Source organism: Methylocella sp. CPCC 101449 (assembly GCF_031921685.1).
Classification (GTDB): Bacteria; Pseudomonadota; Alphaproteobacteria; order Rhizobiales; family Beijerinckiaceae; genus Terripilifer.
On record NZ_JAPDHU010000002.1, the window covers coordinates 709095 to 724876 of the forward strand.

General features: G+C 59.4%; 15 protein-coding genes. 6 read left to right on the forward strand and 9 right to left on the reverse strand.

Translation table 11 applies throughout. The features are described 5' to 3' along the window. Positions 1 to 13: 13 nt before the first annotated feature. Both OIM99_RS14040 and OIM99_RS14045 read right to left on the reverse strand, forming a co-directional pair. Entirely contained in the window at positions 14 to 601 is a 588-nt protein-coding gene (locus OIM99_RS14040; RefSeq protein WP_311851044.1) for a TetR/AcrR family transcriptional regulator, read from the reverse strand. Positions 602 to 906: 305 nt separating this feature from the next. Next, positions 907 to 2268 (reverse strand): MFS transporter, encoded by a 1362-nt coding sequence (locus OIM99_RS14045; RefSeq protein WP_311851045.1) that lies wholly within the window; start codon positions 2266 to 2268, stop codon positions 907 to 909. A gap of 300 nt (positions 2269 to 2568) precedes the next feature. On the opposite strand from OIM99_RS14045, the gene OIM99_RS14050 reads away from it, so the two are divergent. Then, entirely contained in the window at positions 2569 to 3990 is a 1422-nt protein-coding gene (locus OIM99_RS14050) for a DHA2 family efflux MFS transporter permease subunit (RefSeq protein WP_311851046.1), read from the forward strand. An 83-nt stretch (positions 3991 to 4073) separates the two neighbouring features. Here OIM99_RS14050 and OIM99_RS14055 read toward each other — a convergent pair whose 3' ends face one another. Continuing rightward, positions 4074 to 5057, reverse strand: a complete 984-nt coding sequence (locus OIM99_RS14055; RefSeq protein ID WP_311851047.1) for a tripartite tricarboxylate transporter substrate binding protein — start codon at positions 5055 to 5057, stop codon at positions 4074 to 4076. Between the two features lie 233 nt (positions 5058 to 5290). Here OIM99_RS14055 and OIM99_RS14060 point away from each other — a divergent pair, with 233 nt between their 5' ends. Both OIM99_RS14060 and OIM99_RS14065 read left to right on the forward strand, forming a co-directional pair. After that, a complete protein-coding gene (locus OIM99_RS14060; protein ID WP_311851048.1) occupies positions 5291 to 5440 on the forward strand; it encodes a hypothetical protein in 150 nt (49 codons plus the stop codon). A gap of 151 nt (positions 5441 to 5591) precedes the next feature. Continuing rightward, positions 5592 to 5852, forward strand: a complete 261-nt coding sequence (locus tag OIM99_RS14065) for a hypothetical protein (RefSeq protein ID WP_311851049.1) — start codon at positions 5592 to 5594, stop codon at positions 5850 to 5852. 271 nt (positions 5853 to 6123) lie between these two features. On the opposite strand, the gene OIM99_RS14070 is transcribed toward OIM99_RS14065, so the two are convergent. Next, on the reverse strand, positions 6124 to 6336 hold the full coding sequence (locus OIM99_RS14070; RefSeq protein WP_311851050.1) for a cold shock domain-containing protein: 213 nt from the start codon (positions 6334 to 6336) through the stop codon (positions 6124 to 6126). A gap of 315 nt (positions 6337 to 6651) precedes the next feature. On the opposite strand from OIM99_RS14070, the gene OIM99_RS14075 reads away from it, so the two are divergent. Continuing rightward, positions 6652 to 6861 carry a hypothetical protein gene (locus tag OIM99_RS14075; protein ID WP_311851051.1) on the forward strand — a complete coding sequence of 70 codons (210 nt, stop codon included), beginning with the start codon at positions 6652 to 6654 and terminating at the stop codon, positions 6859 to 6861. A 554-nt stretch (positions 6862 to 7415) separates the two neighbouring features. On the opposite strand, the gene OIM99_RS14080 is transcribed toward OIM99_RS14075, so the two are convergent. The 3 genes from OIM99_RS14080 to OIM99_RS14090 are packed head-to-tail and all read right to left on the reverse strand — an operon-like array spanning position 7416 to position 11083. Continuing rightward, positions 7416 to 8447, reverse strand: coding sequence for a hypothetical protein (locus tag OIM99_RS14080; protein ID WP_311851052.1), 1032 nt, complete (start codon positions 8445 to 8447; stop codon positions 7416 to 7418). 19 nt (positions 8448 to 8466) lie between these two features. Further along, the gene (locus OIM99_RS14085) at positions 8467 to 9867 is read right to left on the reverse strand and encodes an FAD-dependent oxidoreductase (RefSeq protein ID WP_311851053.1); all 1401 of its coding nucleotides are present in this window, start codon (positions 9865 to 9867) and stop codon (positions 8467 to 8469) included. A 52-nt stretch (positions 9868 to 9919) separates the two neighbouring features. Beyond that, positions 9920 to 11083 carry an aminotransferase class V-fold PLP-dependent enzyme gene (locus OIM99_RS14090; RefSeq protein WP_311851054.1) on the reverse strand — a complete coding sequence of 388 codons (1164 nt, stop codon included), beginning with the start codon at positions 11081 to 11083 and terminating at the stop codon, positions 9920 to 9922. Between the two features lie 72 nt (positions 11084 to 11155). On the opposite strand from OIM99_RS14090, the gene OIM99_RS14095 reads away from it, so the two are divergent. Then, positions 11156 to 11845 carry a GntR family transcriptional regulator gene (locus tag OIM99_RS14095; protein WP_311851055.1) on the forward strand — a complete coding sequence of 230 codons (690 nt, stop codon included), beginning with the start codon at positions 11156 to 11158 and terminating at the stop codon, positions 11843 to 11845. 22 nt (positions 11846 to 11867) lie between these two features. Here OIM99_RS14095 and OIM99_RS14100 read toward each other — a convergent pair whose 3' ends face one another. Next, a complete protein-coding gene (locus OIM99_RS14100) occupies positions 11868 to 12836 on the reverse strand; it encodes an ABC transporter substrate-binding protein (RefSeq protein WP_311851056.1) in 969 nt (322 codons plus the stop codon). A 52-nt stretch (positions 12837 to 12888) separates the two neighbouring features. Then, a complete protein-coding gene (locus OIM99_RS14105; RefSeq protein ID WP_311851057.1) occupies positions 12889 to 13680 on the reverse strand; it encodes a glutathione S-transferase family protein in 792 nt (263 codons plus the stop codon). 111 nt (positions 13681 to 13791) lie between these two features. Between OIM99_RS14105 and OIM99_RS14110 the strand changes: the two genes are divergently transcribed. Beyond that, positions 13792 to 14688, forward strand: a complete 897-nt coding sequence (locus tag OIM99_RS14110; RefSeq protein ID WP_311851058.1) for a LysR substrate-binding domain-containing protein — start codon at positions 13792 to 13794, stop codon at positions 14686 to 14688. The last annotated feature ends 1094 nt before the right edge of the window (positions 14689 to 15782 follow it).

Genomic DNA, 15782 nt, shown 5'->3' on the forward strand with positions numbered 1-15782 from the left:
CCGGTCTCTTCGTTCATTGGCGAGCCGCGACAAGTCTTTCGATGAGGGGGCGGGTAACCGCGTCGAAGATCGAGGGGTCGCCGTAAGCGCGGGCCGAAAGCATGGCGCCGTGCACCGTTGCCATGAATGACTCTGCTTCGGATCGAGCAGTGCCGGACAGAGTGAGTTGCCCCTGTTTTACGCCGCGTTCCATGACGGACGTGAGCCATGCGGAAAGCGCCCGAAAATAAGCCCTGACTTCCAAGGCGATTTCCGGTGGTAGCGCTGGTATTTCGCTCGCCAGCAGGGCGCAGACGCAAAAAGTGACGGTCCCGTCGGCGATGCAGTCCCGCCAGAAGCCAGTGTAAGCGCGGAGCTGATCCACCGGGTCGGGATGATGGCGTTCCAGCTCGGCGATCCCCACCTCGGCTTCCTCGCGGTATCGCACCACAAGGGTGCGCACCAACTCGGCCTTGCTGGGAAAATGGTGGTGAATGCTCGCCTTGCGGATGCCCACGACCTGGGAAATGTCCGCGTAGCTAAACCCGTTGTACCCGCCTGCGATGGTCAGCGAGCGGGCGCAACGCAGAATGTCGTCGGAGGTCGTCGTAAGGTTGCTCATAGTTCTGTCTACCTTCTAGTAGGGAGTCCGTCAAGTGTCCATAAGATGCGCGGGCAGGGCGCTCGAAGCCAATCCGGCAACTCGGATAGGCCAGCTATTCCACCTTGCCGATCTTTCTGGTCGCAGCGATCGGCCGGGCGCTATCGGCCTCGACGAAGGCTTTGAAGGCGACCGCGTCTTGATAGGCCGGCGGACTTTCAGCTTTCTCGAAGATCTGCCGGATTGCGGAAGGGAATGCGCTGCGCGCCCGAGCAGCGGAGGCGGCGAACCGTCTACGCTGCTGCCGTGGCGCTTTGGCCCGGCCTTTAATGGGCGAGCACCGTTTCGTTGGACGGAGCATCGGCGCCGGTGTCGTGAAGAAATATCATCACGACGCAGGCGATGACGGAGATGACCAACGGTGCGGCGGCAATGAGGTAGAGATGCTCGAGTGGGAAGTTCATTCCGATGAGCATGCCGCCCAGTGCCGGTCCGCCGAAGGCGCCGAAGCGTCCGATGCCGAAAGCATAGCCAACGCCCAGCGCACGGACGTGGGTCGGGTACATAATGCCCGCCGTCGCATTGAGGCCGAACTGGATGCCGAGCAGGCAAAATCCTGAGACGAAGGTGATCCACACCAGCCAGGGCGTTGTTGCCAAATATCCGATCGCGGCCGTCGATGGGATGCCGAGAAGGATGAGCAGAATGACCGGCCGCAATCCCATCTTGTCGACGAACCGGCACATGACGAGCCCGCAGACTGAGCCGCCGAGCTGGAACATGAGGCCGGCATTCTGCGCCGTGGCGGCACTTCCGCCAGCCTTGATCAGGGCAGGGGTGATGATCGTCTGCAACCAGATGTTGACGAAATAGAACACCATCAGGTTGATCGCAAACAGCAGCCACATGAGCGGCGTGATCACCGCGAATTTACCGACGAACAGATCGATGAAGCGCGCCTTGTCCCGATTGTGGCTTGCGGAGACGATGACGTCGTTAGGTCCGATCGTCGTTCCCATGCGGGCCGCCAGACGCACCATCTCAGCCCGCCGCGAGGGAACCAGGCTGAGATATTTGATCGACTCGGGCAGAATGAAGAATGAGAGGGCGGCGATCACGAGCGGCACAATGCCGCCGATCCAGAAGATGATCGGCCAATCGTAAGTGGCGACCAATGTATTGGCGACGATGGGTGGAAAAATGCCGCCGAGCGTTGTGCCGATGAACATCAGAATGATGAATGTTGCGCGCACGCGCCGCGGCGCCATTTCCGCGTTCAGCGAGATCGTGTTTGAAACCACGCCGCCGACTCCAAAGCCGGTCAGGAACCTCGCCCAGGTGAGATGGTCGACAGAATTCGCCACAGCGACAAGCATCGTAAACAGACCGAAGACGATGAGCGACAGGATGATCGCGATCTTCCGGCCGTAACGGTCGCCGATCCAGCCAAAGAGCGGCGCACCGAACAGCACGCCGAAATTAGTCGCGCTGAAGGGGAATGTCAGCGCCGCCGGTGAAGCGAGGTGCCAGTCACGCACAAAGAAGGGGCCGGCCGCAGGCGCCGCCGAAATGTCGTAGCCGTCGATGAGGGTGATGACGAAACACCAGAAAACCAAAAGCCAATTGAAGCCCGTGATTTTTTGACTATCGACCAAATCGTCAATGTTGATCGTTGCGGATTGTTGCACGGGGCGTCCCTCCTAGGGGTATGATTTGAGCCAGCCAGATGCTGAGCGTGTCGTTGCCGGAGCCTGTCACAGGCTTAGCTGGAAGATATCGATCTGTCACTCGCGTCAAGATCTTACAAGTAAGGCGCGTGCTGAGTATTACGCGATGATGGTTTTCGGATTGCAGTCCCGACACTTTTGAGCCGGGTAATTTCTTTTGTGCGCTCCTCGGCCTAATATCATAGGGATACGAAGCGACAATGTGACGTGACGCGACGATCTATACCCGTCGTGCCGACAGCTGTGTGAGATCGGGTCCGCATGAGTTTCGGTGTGAATGCAAGCTGCGATGTGGCTTCTGCCCAGGCAGAACAGGCGCGTTCTCCGGCTGAACATCCCAATCTTGTGTTGGCGACGACGGTCCTTGCGTCGGGGCTGGCGTTCGTCGACGGTTCGGTCGTCAATGTCGGCCTGCCGACCATCGAAGCCTCGTTCCAAGTTGGTTCGGCGGATCTCCAGTGGGTGATCAACGCTTATCTATTGCCGGCGAGCGCCTTGCTGCTGTTTGGCGGTGGCGCTGGCGATCGTTTTGGGCGGCGGCGGATTTTGATTTTGGGCATGCTGCTGTTCGCGGCTTCGTCGCTCCTCTGCGCACTTGCGCCAACGCTTTCGTGGTTGTTGATCGGACGGGTTCTGCAAGGAACGGGCGCCGCGCTCCTGTTGCCCAATAGTCTGGCGATCCTCGGCGAGTCCTTTTCGGACGAGGCGCGTGGGCGGGCTATCGGCATCTGGGCGGCGGCTGGTGCGATCATGGGCGCCGTGGGGCCGGTGCTTGGCGGATGGTTGATTGATCTTACCGGATGGCGCGCCATTTTCCTGATCAACCTTCCGCTGGCGCTGGCCGCCATCGCACTGGCCTTGGCCTATATTCGCGTGCCGCGCACTGACGGCGCGAAGGGCCCATTGGATGTGGCCGGCAGCATGTTAGCCGCGGTCGCATTGGGCGCATTGACCTGGGGCCTCACGATCGGCTCGGGACCAACAGGATGGACCTCGCCTGCGGTCGTCGCGGTTACTCTGGGAAGCGCGCTTCTCGTCGGGTTCATCGTTCTCGAAGGCCGACGGGGCGATCATGCCATGATGCCGCTTGCGCTGTTTGCGTCGACGACTTTTGTTGGATTGTCGCTTCTGACATTGCTTTTATATGGGGCGCTCGGCGGGCTGCTGGTTCTTCTGCCTTACGTGCTGATCCAATCGGCCCAATATTCGGCGACGGCAGCGGGAGCGGCGATGCTGCCTTTTCCGCTGGTGATGGCGGTCGCTTCGCCGATGATCGGCGCCTTCTCCGGTCGCGTCGGCCCGAAGCTTCCGCTCGCCGTAGGATCCATAGGGGTCGCGGTGGGGCATCTGCTGTTGCTGCGCGTCGGCGCGGATGCCGATTATTGGATGACCGTCTTTCCCGCGCTTTTCGTCATCGCGCTCGGCATGTCATGCGCGGTGGCACCCCTGACGACAGCTGTTCTGGGGTCGGTGGATGAACAACACACCGGATCGGCTTCGGGCCTCAACAGCGCTTTGGCGCGCGTCGGCGCTTTGGTTGCGACAGCGCTTTTAGGGATCGTTCTGTCGGCGACGGGAGCGGCGCTCATCGGCGCGTTTCATCTCGCAGCGATGGCGGGCGCCGCACTGGCGATGGCGGCCGCTCTCTGCGCCATATTGTTGATCGACGATCAAGCGCCCTAGCGTCCGTGCTTTTCCAGAAAGATATATGGATGAGTTGACGGTGCGAATTTCAAGTTCCCTTTACGCCATGGCGCTTGCACCGGCTATTCCACCTTGCCGATCTTTTTGGTCGCAGCGATCAGCCGGGCGCTGTCGGCTTCGACGAAGGCCTTGAAGGCGACGGCGTCTTGATAGGCCGGCGGACTTCCTGCTTTCTCGAAGATCTGCTGGATCGCCGGATCGGCCATGGTCGTCTTCATCGCGTCTTCGAGCTTGCGCGTGACGGCGGCGGGCAGGCCGTTCGGTGCGAACAATCCGGCCCAGATGTAAAACTCCACATCGTCGTAGCCCAACTCCTTGAAGGTCGGCAGGTCGGGGAAGGAGGGAATGCGCTGTGCGCCCCAGTTGGCGAGAACGCGCAAAGCGCCCGAATCGACATGCGGCTTCAAGACGCCTGGTGCCGAGGCAAGCGCCTTGAGCTGGCCGGAGAGCAGATCGTTCAACGCGGGCCCGGCGCCGCGATAGGGAACATGCAGCAGTTTGATGCCGGCCGAGGCCGCGAACATTTCCATGGCGATATGCAGCGTGCCGTAGGACCCCGACGAGCCGTAGGAAATCGTGCCGGGATTGGCTTTCGCGTCAGCGACGAAATCCTTCAGCGTCTTCCAGGGCGAAGAAGCAGGAACGGCGAGCAAGGTCGGGTCGGCCAAGACACGGGCGATGGGGGCAAGCTGCGTGACTTCATAGGGTGACGGCCGGTCGAACAGGCGCGCGGCCTCCGGCAGCACGGCGAGAGAAGACAAGGTCATCAGCAGCGTATAGCCGTCTGGGGTCGCGCGTGCGGTCGCGGCATTGCCGATCGCGCCGCCGCCACCACCGCGATTATCGACCACGATGGATCGCCCGAGCAATTTCTCCAGCGATTGCGCGACCGGCCGCGCCGCCAGATCGGCCTGTCCGCCAGGCGGGAAGGGCACGATCATCGTGATGTTCTGCTCGGGCCAGGCACTCTGTGCGGCAGCGAACTGAGGCAGGCACGCGCCTGCCGAAATGGCCGTCAGTCCGGCAATGATCTCGCGACGATCCATGGTCTCCTCCCCCACTATCGTGATCCGTGATGATGATACGAAATTTCAGTCGTTGACCAGAGCAATGCGGAAAAAAGAATGCGCCAGGGTGTGAACATTTCATTCCGCCATTGGCGAAGGATGATTGCGCAAACATTTGCATGAAGTCGCGATGTCGATGCGATGGAAGGGGCATATGTCGGTAACAGGTCGAGAGGAGAAGCGATGCCTCTCATCGATTGGATGCTGTCTCCGTGATTTACAACGCCGCCGGTGCGACGTTGCCCGATGAAACGAAGGTAAAAAATTTTGAAGCGGGTAAAATGAGCGCGTTCTTTTCGCCACGAATGACAATCACAAAAGCGCGATTGTTAATCATCGCGACGCGAGATGTTAATTCATGAACTAGCTGCGGCACAGTGATAAGTCTTTCGCCGCCTTTTCATCGCATTACCGAATGTTCATGCACGATGGCAGGCCTGACAAAATTAAGCCGAAGTGCGTTCGCAATTGTGGAGCAGTTGAGGCATCGAGAAACAAACAGGGAGAATCGCCATGTTCGATCGTCCAAAACTTGCCGTAGCTGTCGTTGCTGTTGCTCTCGTTCCGGGCTTTGCAACCTCTTCAGCATTTGCGGCGGCCGCGGCATCTCATGCCGTCGTCCATCATCCGGTCCATTATACAGTGCCGGCTGAACACCAAGCGGCTCCCGCTGCGCCAGAACAGCCGATCCCTTCGAACTGCTATCGAAGCCTGATCCAAAAGCCGGTGTTCGGCGAAGGCTTGGAGTGGGTCAATCTGATGATCTGCACCTGACTGATCAGCGATGCAGTGGAGGTCGGCCATTCCAAGCAGAGATGCATCTTGGCCGATCTACGAGTCAGATCGTTGAAAAACGTTGGCTAGGCCAGCCAATGCCATATCACCGTGAAAATCCAGAACATCCCCGCTAATGCGAGGCTTGCTGCCGCTTTGCGTTCAATAGGACTCATATTGAAATCCCAAAAAAGAAGACCGGAAAAATCCGGTCTTCTCCTGAGCGCTTGTATGGACTGTGCCAGTACATCCGTGGTCACAGGCCCAAGCACTAGTCTTCTTGGCGACTGATATTTTGCGCCGCGACTTTTCCGTTGCTGCCGACCACAGCATCAAACCGAAGTTTCTCGCCTTTTGTCGGAGCGCGAATCCCCGCTTGTTCCATGGCTGATATATGGACAAAAACGTCTTTGCCGCCATTCTCCGGTTCAATGAATCCAAATCCTCTGCCGATGTCGAAAAACTTCACGATCCCGTTCGTCATGGCGAATTCCCGCGTTGAATCGAGAGTAGCGTACCGTACTCACACGGCGCGAGATCGATTTTGTAAGGGGAAATCGTGAGGTCGCTGGGACGGACTCAAAAAATCAGCAGGCAAGATCGACTTGCTCAAAACAAGATGCGCGTCGTTTGTGTTGGAAGTGAGACCTGATCCATCTATCTACTTTGAATTCCAACTGATACAAGACACCGTGGCGATTGCGAAAAGACAGAGTGCCAAGCTTCACTGCACGCTATGCAATTGATCATTGTCTATGAGGCGAAGCATTCATGCACTCGGTCGAAGGACTTTTCGAGAATGCGCCTTTTCATGTTCAAATCGGACTTCAAGAAAGAGCTAAGAGCATTTTCCGACGATTCTTCCGGCGAAAAACTGCCTAAGCGTTTTGGTCCTTGGATAGGCGTTGGTGTCGTGCGGGCTGATAAAAGCCCACCTTACGGGTTGCCACGAGACATTATTGAGAAAGCCATTTTAGACAACGGTTTTCAGTTGTGGCGTGTGAAATAAGAATCCTTCGGAAGATCATCCTTCGCCTCTGGTTATCTTGAGTTTCTAACGCCAAGCCCTGATGCGTTCCGATGGCTTCAAATCAAAGCGACGTCAAATTCAATATCACGCGCAAATAAACGACGACGGCCAGAAAAAGCGCGGCCAGGATCGCCATGGCCCAGTAGAAGAACGTCTCTAACTTTCCCATTTCGCGATCCTGTTCGGCGGCCCGGCACGGTGAAGTGAATAAGTTCACTTCGATACGGGCTACTTTGAATGCGTCGACATGATGCTAGAAGCAGCTTTCTCTGCCATTCAAAGTAAAGGAGCCCAGCGAACCAGGCTCCTCCAAGACCGCGTTCAGGTGGAATGAAACCTGCGGCGGGCTTTCTCCTCCCTCGCGATGGGCGGATCAGTTAGGTGCGCGGGGCAAACCACTCTCGCATCAACTGCACCTGAGACCATACTCTCATTCCAAGTAAGTACAACACAAATAAGCATGCAGCATTTATGCGTATTAATTCTGCCGGAAGGCGCCTCGGCAGATTACATGCTTGCTCCAGTTATATTGGCTACTCTCCCGTCAGCTCCTTGAGACGGTCGACGACCGCCTGGGGTGCGCGGTAGAGTTTGAGCACCGTTTCCTGGACCTCATCGGCCTTCACGCTGTAGATCTCGAGCTGCTGCTTCTCCGCATCGGCGAGAAACTGCTTGTCCTGCAAGACCTCGGCGAAGCCTGTTCGCAGAAGTGCCAGATGTTCCTCTGGTGTCTGCGGCGGGGCGATATAGGCTTTGCCGAAAGCCTGCTGGAAGTTGACCATCATGAGAACGGCTTGCCGATCGAGGTCGTTCTTTATGAGCGACCAGGGTTGGGGCACGCCGAGCGCTTGAAGTTCGTCGTTCGGGCTCTCGTTGAACTGGACGAGGATGTTGACGGTCTTGTCGCGCACCCAGTTCGGCTTTTGCGCTTTCAGCGCGGTCCAGTCGACACCGCACACACCATCGATCTCGCCGCGTTCCATGGCGTAATACAGACTGCCTGGTCCGCTATAGCCATAGACGATGTCGAACTTCACACCCGTCGATCGTTTGAGCGAGTTGGCATAGTCGGTGGTCGGACTGCCTTGCGCCGTCGTGCCGATGACCGCCTTTCGTGTCATCGCCTCTTGCAATGTCTTCACGTCCGAGCGCGCCGAGGTGAGGCAGAGACGTGAGCCACGTTCGGCGCCGCCGATAAAGCTGAATTGGGTGGGGTCGGCCTGAACCTTGCGGCCGAACAGGCGATCCATCATCGCGTTCGCGGGGATTGTCGCGATGATGGTGCCATCGCGCGGCGCCTGCCGCGTCATATAAGCGGCGGCGGTGCTGCCGCCGGCGCCCGGCATGTTGCGCACGATGACGGTCGGGGATCCCGGCAGATAGCGGCCGAGATAAGAGGCGATGAGGCGCGAATACAAACTGTAGCCGCCGGACTCGTCCGTGCCGACTAAAATCGTCACGGTCTTGCCGGCGTAATAGCCGTCCGTCGCGCTGGCGCGAGTGGCGGCTAGTGTCAACGTCGTGATGGCCAATATGGCGGTGAGCGCCGGTTTCCTCAGTTGCATGCGATCCTCCCCGATCGTGTCAACGCGTCATGGTTTTGCTTAATGTGGCTTGCGGCAGGTTGGCGCCTTGCTCGCGCAGGCGCAGCACCAGGTCCTCGGTATCGAGATCGCACGCGGGTTGCCCGGTGGCGATGCTTTGCACGGCCGCGGTGCCGGCCGCTTGGCCCATCATATAGGCGGCCGATTGCGCGCGAATGGAGCCATGCACCTTGGTGTCGCTGGAATGACAGCGGCCGGCGACCCAGAGGTTCGTCCATCCCTTCGGAACGAGAATGCTATAGGGAATGCCGAGGCTTTGCCCGACACCCAGCCCATGCTTGCCCTCAAAATCCTGGGTGAACCGTTTGAACTCTTTTTCCGACGTATCGGTCGGATGCACGTCTGTCGGCCGGTTATAGACGGCGATCTGATCGGGAAATTGCCGGCCGCTGGTATAGTCCTCGAACAACAGTTCAAATTCGCCGACGATGCGCCGCGTATCGCGCACGCCCATGACCGGCGCCGTCGTCAGCAGTTCGATGTTTTCGCAGCCCGGCATATATTTTCGGAAGAAGGACTCATATTCGACCGCGAGCTTGCGCCCGAAGATCATGCCGTCCGACAGCGACCGCACATCGAGCCCGTTCAAGTTGAAGACATGGCCGCCGTTGAGCTGCGCCGCCTGTTTACCGATCTTGTTCATGCCCGGCATGAACCGATCGGGCTGCGTGAAATGCTCGTCGTCAATAGCCTTGAGGAGAAGCTTCTTCGACAGCGCTTTCGCCGCATCGATGCCGCGCCAATCCTCGCCATAGGCCGGATCGTCCCAGTTCACGCCGGAGTAAAGCGAACATAGCGTGCTCGGCGCCACCGCATCGATGTCGCGCAGGATGACCTTGCATTCGGCGCCGCAGAGATCGGACAAAGCGGCATCGCCCGTCGCATCGATGTAGGTTTTGGCGCGAATATAGCGATAGCCCTCCACATTGCTGATGACGACACCGTCGATCTTCGTGTCCGTCACTTCCGCATCAATGACGCGGGTGAAGAAACGCACGTCGACGCCAGCATCCTGCACCAGTTCATCGAGCAGCCGCTTCAAGCCTTCCGGTTTGAAAGGCACCCAGCGGTTGAGCTGGCTATGCAGATATTCCGGCACGACATGCGGGCCGAGCTGGCCGCGCTGCTGCAAGGCCAAGACGATCTGCTTCATGAGGCCGCCGACCAGCATTTGCTTGCCGTCGGAGACAGGTCCGAAGGTCGTCACGAGGCCCGACGTGCCCATGCCGCCGAGGCAGCCGGTGGCTTCCAGCAGCAGAACCTTGGCGCCGAGACGCGCGGCACAGACGGCCGCGGCCGTTCCGGCCGGCCCGCCGCCGGCGACGACGAGATCGAATTCGTCCTCGATCGGAATTTCGCGCTTTAACGTATACGTGCTCATGCGGCGTTTCCTCTGCGGCGTTTCTTTGCCAGCGTTTCTTCGGCCTTGTTTTTCAGATCAGGCTCTTTTGCAAATGCGCGAGGGCCGCCTGAACGCCACCCGCGCGATGGGGCGCCTGACACAGCGCCAATCCCATTTCCACGCCGGACAACGTGCCGGCGAGCATCAGATCGTTGAAGTCGCCCAGATGACCGATCCGGAACACTTTGTCGGCGAGGCGCGAAAGGCCATTGCCCAGCGACATGTTGAATGTCTTGAGGACGGCGGCGCGGAAGGCATCGGCCGAATGTCCTTCAGGCAGGAAGACGGCCGTCAGCGATGATGAATGATGGCTTGGCGTGGTGCAAACCGTCTCGAGCCCCCAGGCTTCGACGGCAGCGCGCGTGGCGGCGGCGTGCCGGGCATGGCGCGCGAGGATGGATGCCAGACCTTCCTCCTCGAAAATCGCCAGGGCTTCGCGCAGGCCAAAGAGCAGATTGGTCGAGGGCGTGTAAGGGAAGGCGCCGGAACGGTTGGCCACCGCCATGGCAGGCCAGGACCAGTAGGAGCGCGTCATGCGCGCCTGTTTCGCCGCGTCCATGGCCTTGGCACCGACCGCGTTGAACGACAGGCCGGGCGGCAGCATCAGACCTTTTTGCGAACAGCCGATCGTCACGTCGGCACCGAAACGATCATGGCTGTAAGGGATGGAGCCGAGCGAGGAGATCGTATCGACCAAAAGAAGAGCAGGGTGGCCGGCCGCGTCCAAGGCCGCGCGCACCTCGGCGATCGGGCTGACGCAGCCGGTTGAGGTTTCGTTATGGACGACGCAGACCGCGCGGATCTGATGGTTGATGTCTTGCCGCAGAGCATCCGCAATGGCGTTGGCGTCAGCGCCGCTGCGCCAGGAGCCCGCAATGACCTGGGCCTTGAGACCAAGGTTTTGCGCCAGCTCGCTCCACAGCTTCGCGAAGTGGCCGGTCTCATACATGAGAACGGTGTCGCCGGGTGAGGTGGTATTGACCAGCGCCGCTTCCCAAGCGCCCGTTCCCGAGGCCGGGTAGAGGAAGACGTCGCCCGAGCAATCGCAAAGCTTTTTTAGCCCGGCGAGCACGCCATGGGTCAGTTCGGCGAAATCGGGACCGCGATGATCGATCGTCGGGCGCCCGATGGCTTGCAACACGCGGTCCGGAACGTTGGTCGGGCCGGGAATCTGCAAAAAATGGCGCCCTGTCAAAGCGACCTCCCATTGATTATTTGAATTATGAATGCATAATTCGTTTTTGAGAGTCAAGCGAGAGGCCGGCTGATGCCGATGGATGCGAATTCGACCGCGGATGTGATGGTGGCGCCCATCTCCCGCCGCAGCCTCCATGAGGAACTGGCGGCGCGGTTGCGCGACATGATCGTGGAGGGCGCGCTGCCGGCGGGCAGGAAGGTCCCCGAGCGCGAGTTGTGCGAACGGTTCGGCGTCTCCCGCACGCCGCTGCGCGAAGCCCTTAAAGTCTTGGCTTCGGAAGGGTTGATCAGCCTCAATCAGAACAGGGGCGCCACAGTCGCGGCGCTCACGCGCGCTGACCTTGAAGAGGTGTTTCCGATCATGGGCGCGCTCGAGGCGCTTTCAGGCTCCTTGGCCTGCGCGCGGATGAGCGATGCCGAGATCGAAGCCGTTGCGAAACTGCACGATCAGATGGTCGAAAGTTTCAAGGCAGGGGATCGGCCGACTTACTTCAAACTCAACCAAGCCATTCATCGCGCCATTCTGGTCGGCTCGGGCAACGAGACTTTGGTCGCGACCCATCAGATGCTGGCCGGACGCATCCATCGCGCCCGCTACATGGCTAACGACGATTCAGACCGCTGGCGCGCCGCCATCGCAGAACACGAACTTATCCTGGCGGCGCTGCAGAACCGCGATGGACCGCGCCTCGCCGTCATCCTGAGCGATCATCTGCGAAACAAACTGGCGAGCGTGATGCGCCATTTCTCGGGGGAGTGACGGGCTTGGAAGCAGCCGGCTCTCATTTGACGAATGCATTCGAATAGAATGTATCGACGGGCGCTTCCTTATAAACGATGCCGAGATTCACATAGCTTTTCTGAATTTGAGCCAGCAACTCGGGATCGGTCTCCCCGATCGTCTTCTGCCCTTTATAGGTGCGTTCGATAAAATTCTTGAACATGCGAAGCACCACATCCTCCTTTCCGTCGAAAGAGGGAACGCTGCGGATATAGATTTTCGTTGCCGCTTCCGGATCGTCCATAACGAACCGCATGCCCTTCAATGTGGCTTGAACGATGGCGCGAACCATTTCGGGTTTCTTGGCGATCATGTCATCGGATGCGACGATGGCCTGCGCTGTCGTTGCCGTATGATCCTTGAGGGGAAACGATATCGTCTGCGAGACGCCGTCTTGCACGGCGACTTCCCAATCCGGCGTGCAAATGCAGGCATCGACCGCACCGGCAAGTACCAGGCCGATCACTCCAGTAGGCCCGACCGCTTGAATATTCGCGTCGCTTTTGCCGATCCCGACCTTTTCCAACGCGCTTAACGCGGCATAGAAATTCGCTTCCTGAAACGACATGACGGATATGTTCTTACCGCGAAGATCTTCGACTTTTCCGATATTGCGATCTTTCCGGGCAACAATAATGCCGAGTGCCCCGCCGCCAAGCGTCGCTACGACCTTGATCGGAATTCCATTGCCACGAACGACGATCGGTGCATCTCCCAGCGACAATCCGAATTCGGCGTTTCCAACTCCAACCTGTTTGGCGATATCAAGCCCGCCGCGCGCGGTATGGAATTCCACCTCATATCCGGCCTCTTTGTAATAGCCGTTTTCCTTGGCCATGATCAGCGGGCCGAAGGCGGGCAAAGCCAGAGGAGCGGCAATAAGGAAGTTGATCTTTTCGAGAGCGTGACTTGGCAGGGGAGCCGTCAAAGTCAGGAGTGCGGCCATCGCACCGACGTGTAATGCTTTCATGGAGCCATCTCCTCATCACATGCGTGTTGCTAGATTCTTTTGAACGCGCGGCTTATGCGGCCAGCAGCCGTTCGACGAGCGGCCAAACATCGATCCCATGTTTTTTAAGTTCGTCGTCGTAAGCGTTGGAGCGGAAGGCCGTGATAGCCGTATCGAAACTCGGTCGTGCCCGGGTGGCTTCGAACCAGCGCGCGACATTGGGCCGATCGGCCCACATGCCGTCGAGACCGAGCCGTTCGAGACGGGTCACATAGGGAATGATCGCCACGTCGGCGAGCGAGAATTCGTCGCCTGCGAGCCAGGGTTGATGGCCGAGCACGACGTTCATGTCCTTCAGCACTTTGTCGTGGAGCAGCACTGCGTCCCGGACGAACGGTGCATCGAATTCCTGTTCGAGAATCTGTTTCTGACGGGCCGCCCTGAACCGATCGGGCAGTTTGGCGATCCGCTCTTCCCATTGCGTCTTGTCATGGTGGGCGCGCAATTGATGAACGAAGGCCGAGGCATAGGTGACCGAGGCGCAGGCGATGTGGAGGCCTTCGTCAGGCACCTTGGTCCATGTGCGCATCCTGGCGCGCGCGGCTGGTGCGGCGGGGCGCAGTGGATGTTCGGGGAAAACGTCCTCGATATATTCGAGAATGACGGTCGACTCGCAGATCGTCTCCTCGTCATGAACAAGGACGGGAACAAGGCCTTTGGGATTGATGGCAAGGAAGGCGGGCTCGAGATGTTCGCCGGCCATCAGGTCGATCTCTTTTCCTTCATAGGCGAGCTGCTTTTCGTCGAACGCGATCCTCACCTTCTGTGCGCAGACCGAGATGTTGTGGTGATAGAGCGTCAGCATGTCCGTATCGCCTCCAGGAATGACGTTGCGGCCACAATGAACAGGCGAGGCTTGCCAAAAAAGGCAAATTGAGAACTAATTTATATTCCTAACTGGAATGAATGGTGTGCCATGGATTTTCTGGCCGCGCTCGGCGCTTTTGTGCGGGTTGCGCAGTCTCACAGCTTTTCTCGTGCCGCCGAGGAGCTTGATGTCACGCAATCGCGGATCAGCAAGCAGATCGCCTTGTTGGAGGCGCGTCTCGACGTCAGGCTGCTGAGCCGCACGACCCGTCGCGTCCGCCTGACGGAAGAGGGCAGCCGCTTCCTGACTTTCGCTTTGCGCATGCTGGACGATCTGGCCGAAGTCGAAGCGCAAATTGGCAGCGGGAAGGGGCTGCCGAGCGGTCTTGTCAAAATAGGCAGTCCTTCGGCCTTCGCGCGACGGTACCTGGTCGAGAGCGCGAACCGTATCCTGGCAAAATATCCGGCGCTTCGGCTGGAGATTGTGACCGGCGATCTCGCGGAAGATCTTGTTGAACAGGGCATCGATATGGCGATCCGTTTCGGAACAGTTTCCGGCAGCATGATCGCCAAACGCGTCGGCAATTTCCCGCGCGTGGTTGTCGCATCCCCTGACTATCTCAAGCACGCGGGGGAGCCAACGACATTGGAAGCCTTGGCCTCTCACCAATGTCTCATCTATCTCAATCCCGATGCTGGCTCCGATTGGGCTTTTGCCACTTCATCCGGCCGCCGCCGGATTGCAGTCACCGGACGGTTGCAATCGAACAATGCCGACGTCGTCAAACAAGCTTGCTTGAGCGGTGCGGGGATCGCGCTCATGCCCGAATGGTTTTTCCAAGATGAGATTGGAACGGGGCAAGTCAAACGCCTGCTGCCGCAATTTCGCCCTGACGGACTGACCGTTACGCTCGCTTATGTATCGCGCAGCTTTCTACCGCCGAAAATCCGCATTGTTTTGGACGCGTTGAGCGCGGATCTGCGTGGAATCATCAGAGCCAAGTGATCTGTGCATGCGCGACGATTCGTCTCTTCGCGCGTCCTGACGCTGTTTCACATTTCATGAGCCGATATTGCGCGGATCAATTTTAACGCGCGAGCTCGCCGAAAAGTTGAGCGTTATGAAGCACGCGCGGTTTCGCAAGGCCGTGTGTGGATATCTTGGAGGGAACCAGAGTCCCGTCTCGTCGATTGCTTCCTTTGTGACCAACCAGGGCTTCGCCATGGCGGCCTGCGCGCGATTAGTTTGATCTCCGCGATGAAAGGACTTCGATGAAGCGGCTTAAATTCTTTCTTCTTGTAGGGGTTGCTCTTCCCTCATTCATTGTCGGCGAGGCTGCCGCGCTCCCCCTGAAGATGGCCCAGGCCGAGCCTTCCGCGCCATCGCAGCGACGTGACGGACCCGGAGAGAGACCGCTCGGAGAAAGGCCGTCCATTGCAAAGCCGCCGGCGGAACGGCCGGACGCGCCCGCGCGACAAGCGCCCGAGCAACGTCAGGAACGGCCAGATCGGCAGGAACGGCCAAGCGGCGAAGCACCGAGAGCGCCCCGCGCTCCGCAAGCGCCCGCCGCAGAACCAAGAGTGCCCGCGGCAGAATCGAATAGGCCACGTACGCCCAACGCCGAACATCCTCCGACCGCCAAACCGCCGGAAGCGCCAACGGCTCCCGCCGAAGGAAACCGGCGTTCGCCTCAAGCAACGCCGCCGGAACCTGCGACACCTGGAACTCAGACCAAGCCGGTTCCGCCTCCCGCTCCAGGAACGCGGCCGCAAGCGGTACCACCTCAGGCCGCGCCACCCCAAACTGCGCCACCACAAACCACGCCGCCGCAAGGCAGCGCGCCGGCTACGCCACCGCGTCGAGAGGGCGGGGAGCGTCCTGGCGACAGCAATGACAGGCGCGGCCGCGGACCTCGTGGAGCAGAGCCGCAAGCGCCCGCGCCATCGGCGCCTGGCGCAACCAATCCAGCAGCCCCTCAGGCTCCTCCGCCGGCTGCCGATCGTGCCAGACCGCCAGCCAATCCGCCCAGTCCTCAGGGGGCCGACACACTGCGTCCGGGAAATCCTGCGGTTCCGCCGGCGGCCGAGACTACGCAGTCG

Excerpts from the sequence above, each read along its gene's own strand:
- OIM99_RS14085 (WP_311851053.1), bottom strand. The coding sequence starts at position 9,867 with ATGAGCACGTATACGTTAAAGCGCGAAATTCCGATCGAGGACGAATTC.
- OIM99_RS14075 (WP_311851051.1), top strand. The coding sequence starts at position 6,652 with ATGCGCCTTTTCATGTTCAAATCGGACTTCAAGAAAGAGCTAAGAGCA.
- OIM99_RS14095 (WP_311851055.1), top strand. The coding sequence starts at position 11,156 with ATGCCGATGGATGCGAATTCGACCGCGGATGTGATGGTGGCGCCCATC.
- OIM99_RS14065 (WP_311851049.1), top strand. The coding sequence starts at position 5,592 with ATGTTCGATCGTCCAAAACTTGCCGTAGCTGTCGTTGCTGTTGCTCTC.
- OIM99_RS14100 (WP_311851056.1), bottom strand. The coding sequence starts at position 12,836 with ATGAAAGCATTACACGTCGGTGCGATGGCCGCACTCCTGACTTTGACG.
- OIM99_RS14070 (WP_311851050.1), bottom strand. The coding sequence starts at position 6,336 with ATGACGAACGGGATCGTGAAGTTTTTCGACATCGGCAGAGGATTTGGA.
- OIM99_RS14050 (WP_311851046.1), top strand. The coding sequence starts at position 2,569 with ATGAGTTTCGGTGTGAATGCAAGCTGCGATGTGGCTTCTGCCCAGGCA.
- OIM99_RS14080 (WP_311851052.1), bottom strand. The coding sequence starts at position 8,447 with ATGCAACTGAGGAAACCGGCGCTCACCGCCATATTGGCCATCACGACG.
- OIM99_RS14055 (WP_311851047.1), bottom strand. The coding sequence starts at position 5,057 with ATGGATCGTCGCGAGATCATTGCCGGACTGACGGCCATTTCGGCAGGC.
- OIM99_RS14110 (WP_311851058.1), top strand. The coding sequence starts at position 13,792 with ATGGATTTTCTGGCCGCGCTCGGCGCTTTTGTGCGGGTTGCGCAGTCT.
- OIM99_RS14040 (WP_311851044.1), bottom strand. The coding sequence starts at position 601 with ATGAGCAACCTTACGACGACCTCCGACGACATTCTGCGTTGCGCCCGC.
- OIM99_RS14105 (WP_311851057.1), bottom strand. The coding sequence starts at position 13,680 with ATGCTGACGCTCTATCACCACAACATCTCGGTCTGCGCACAGAAGGTG.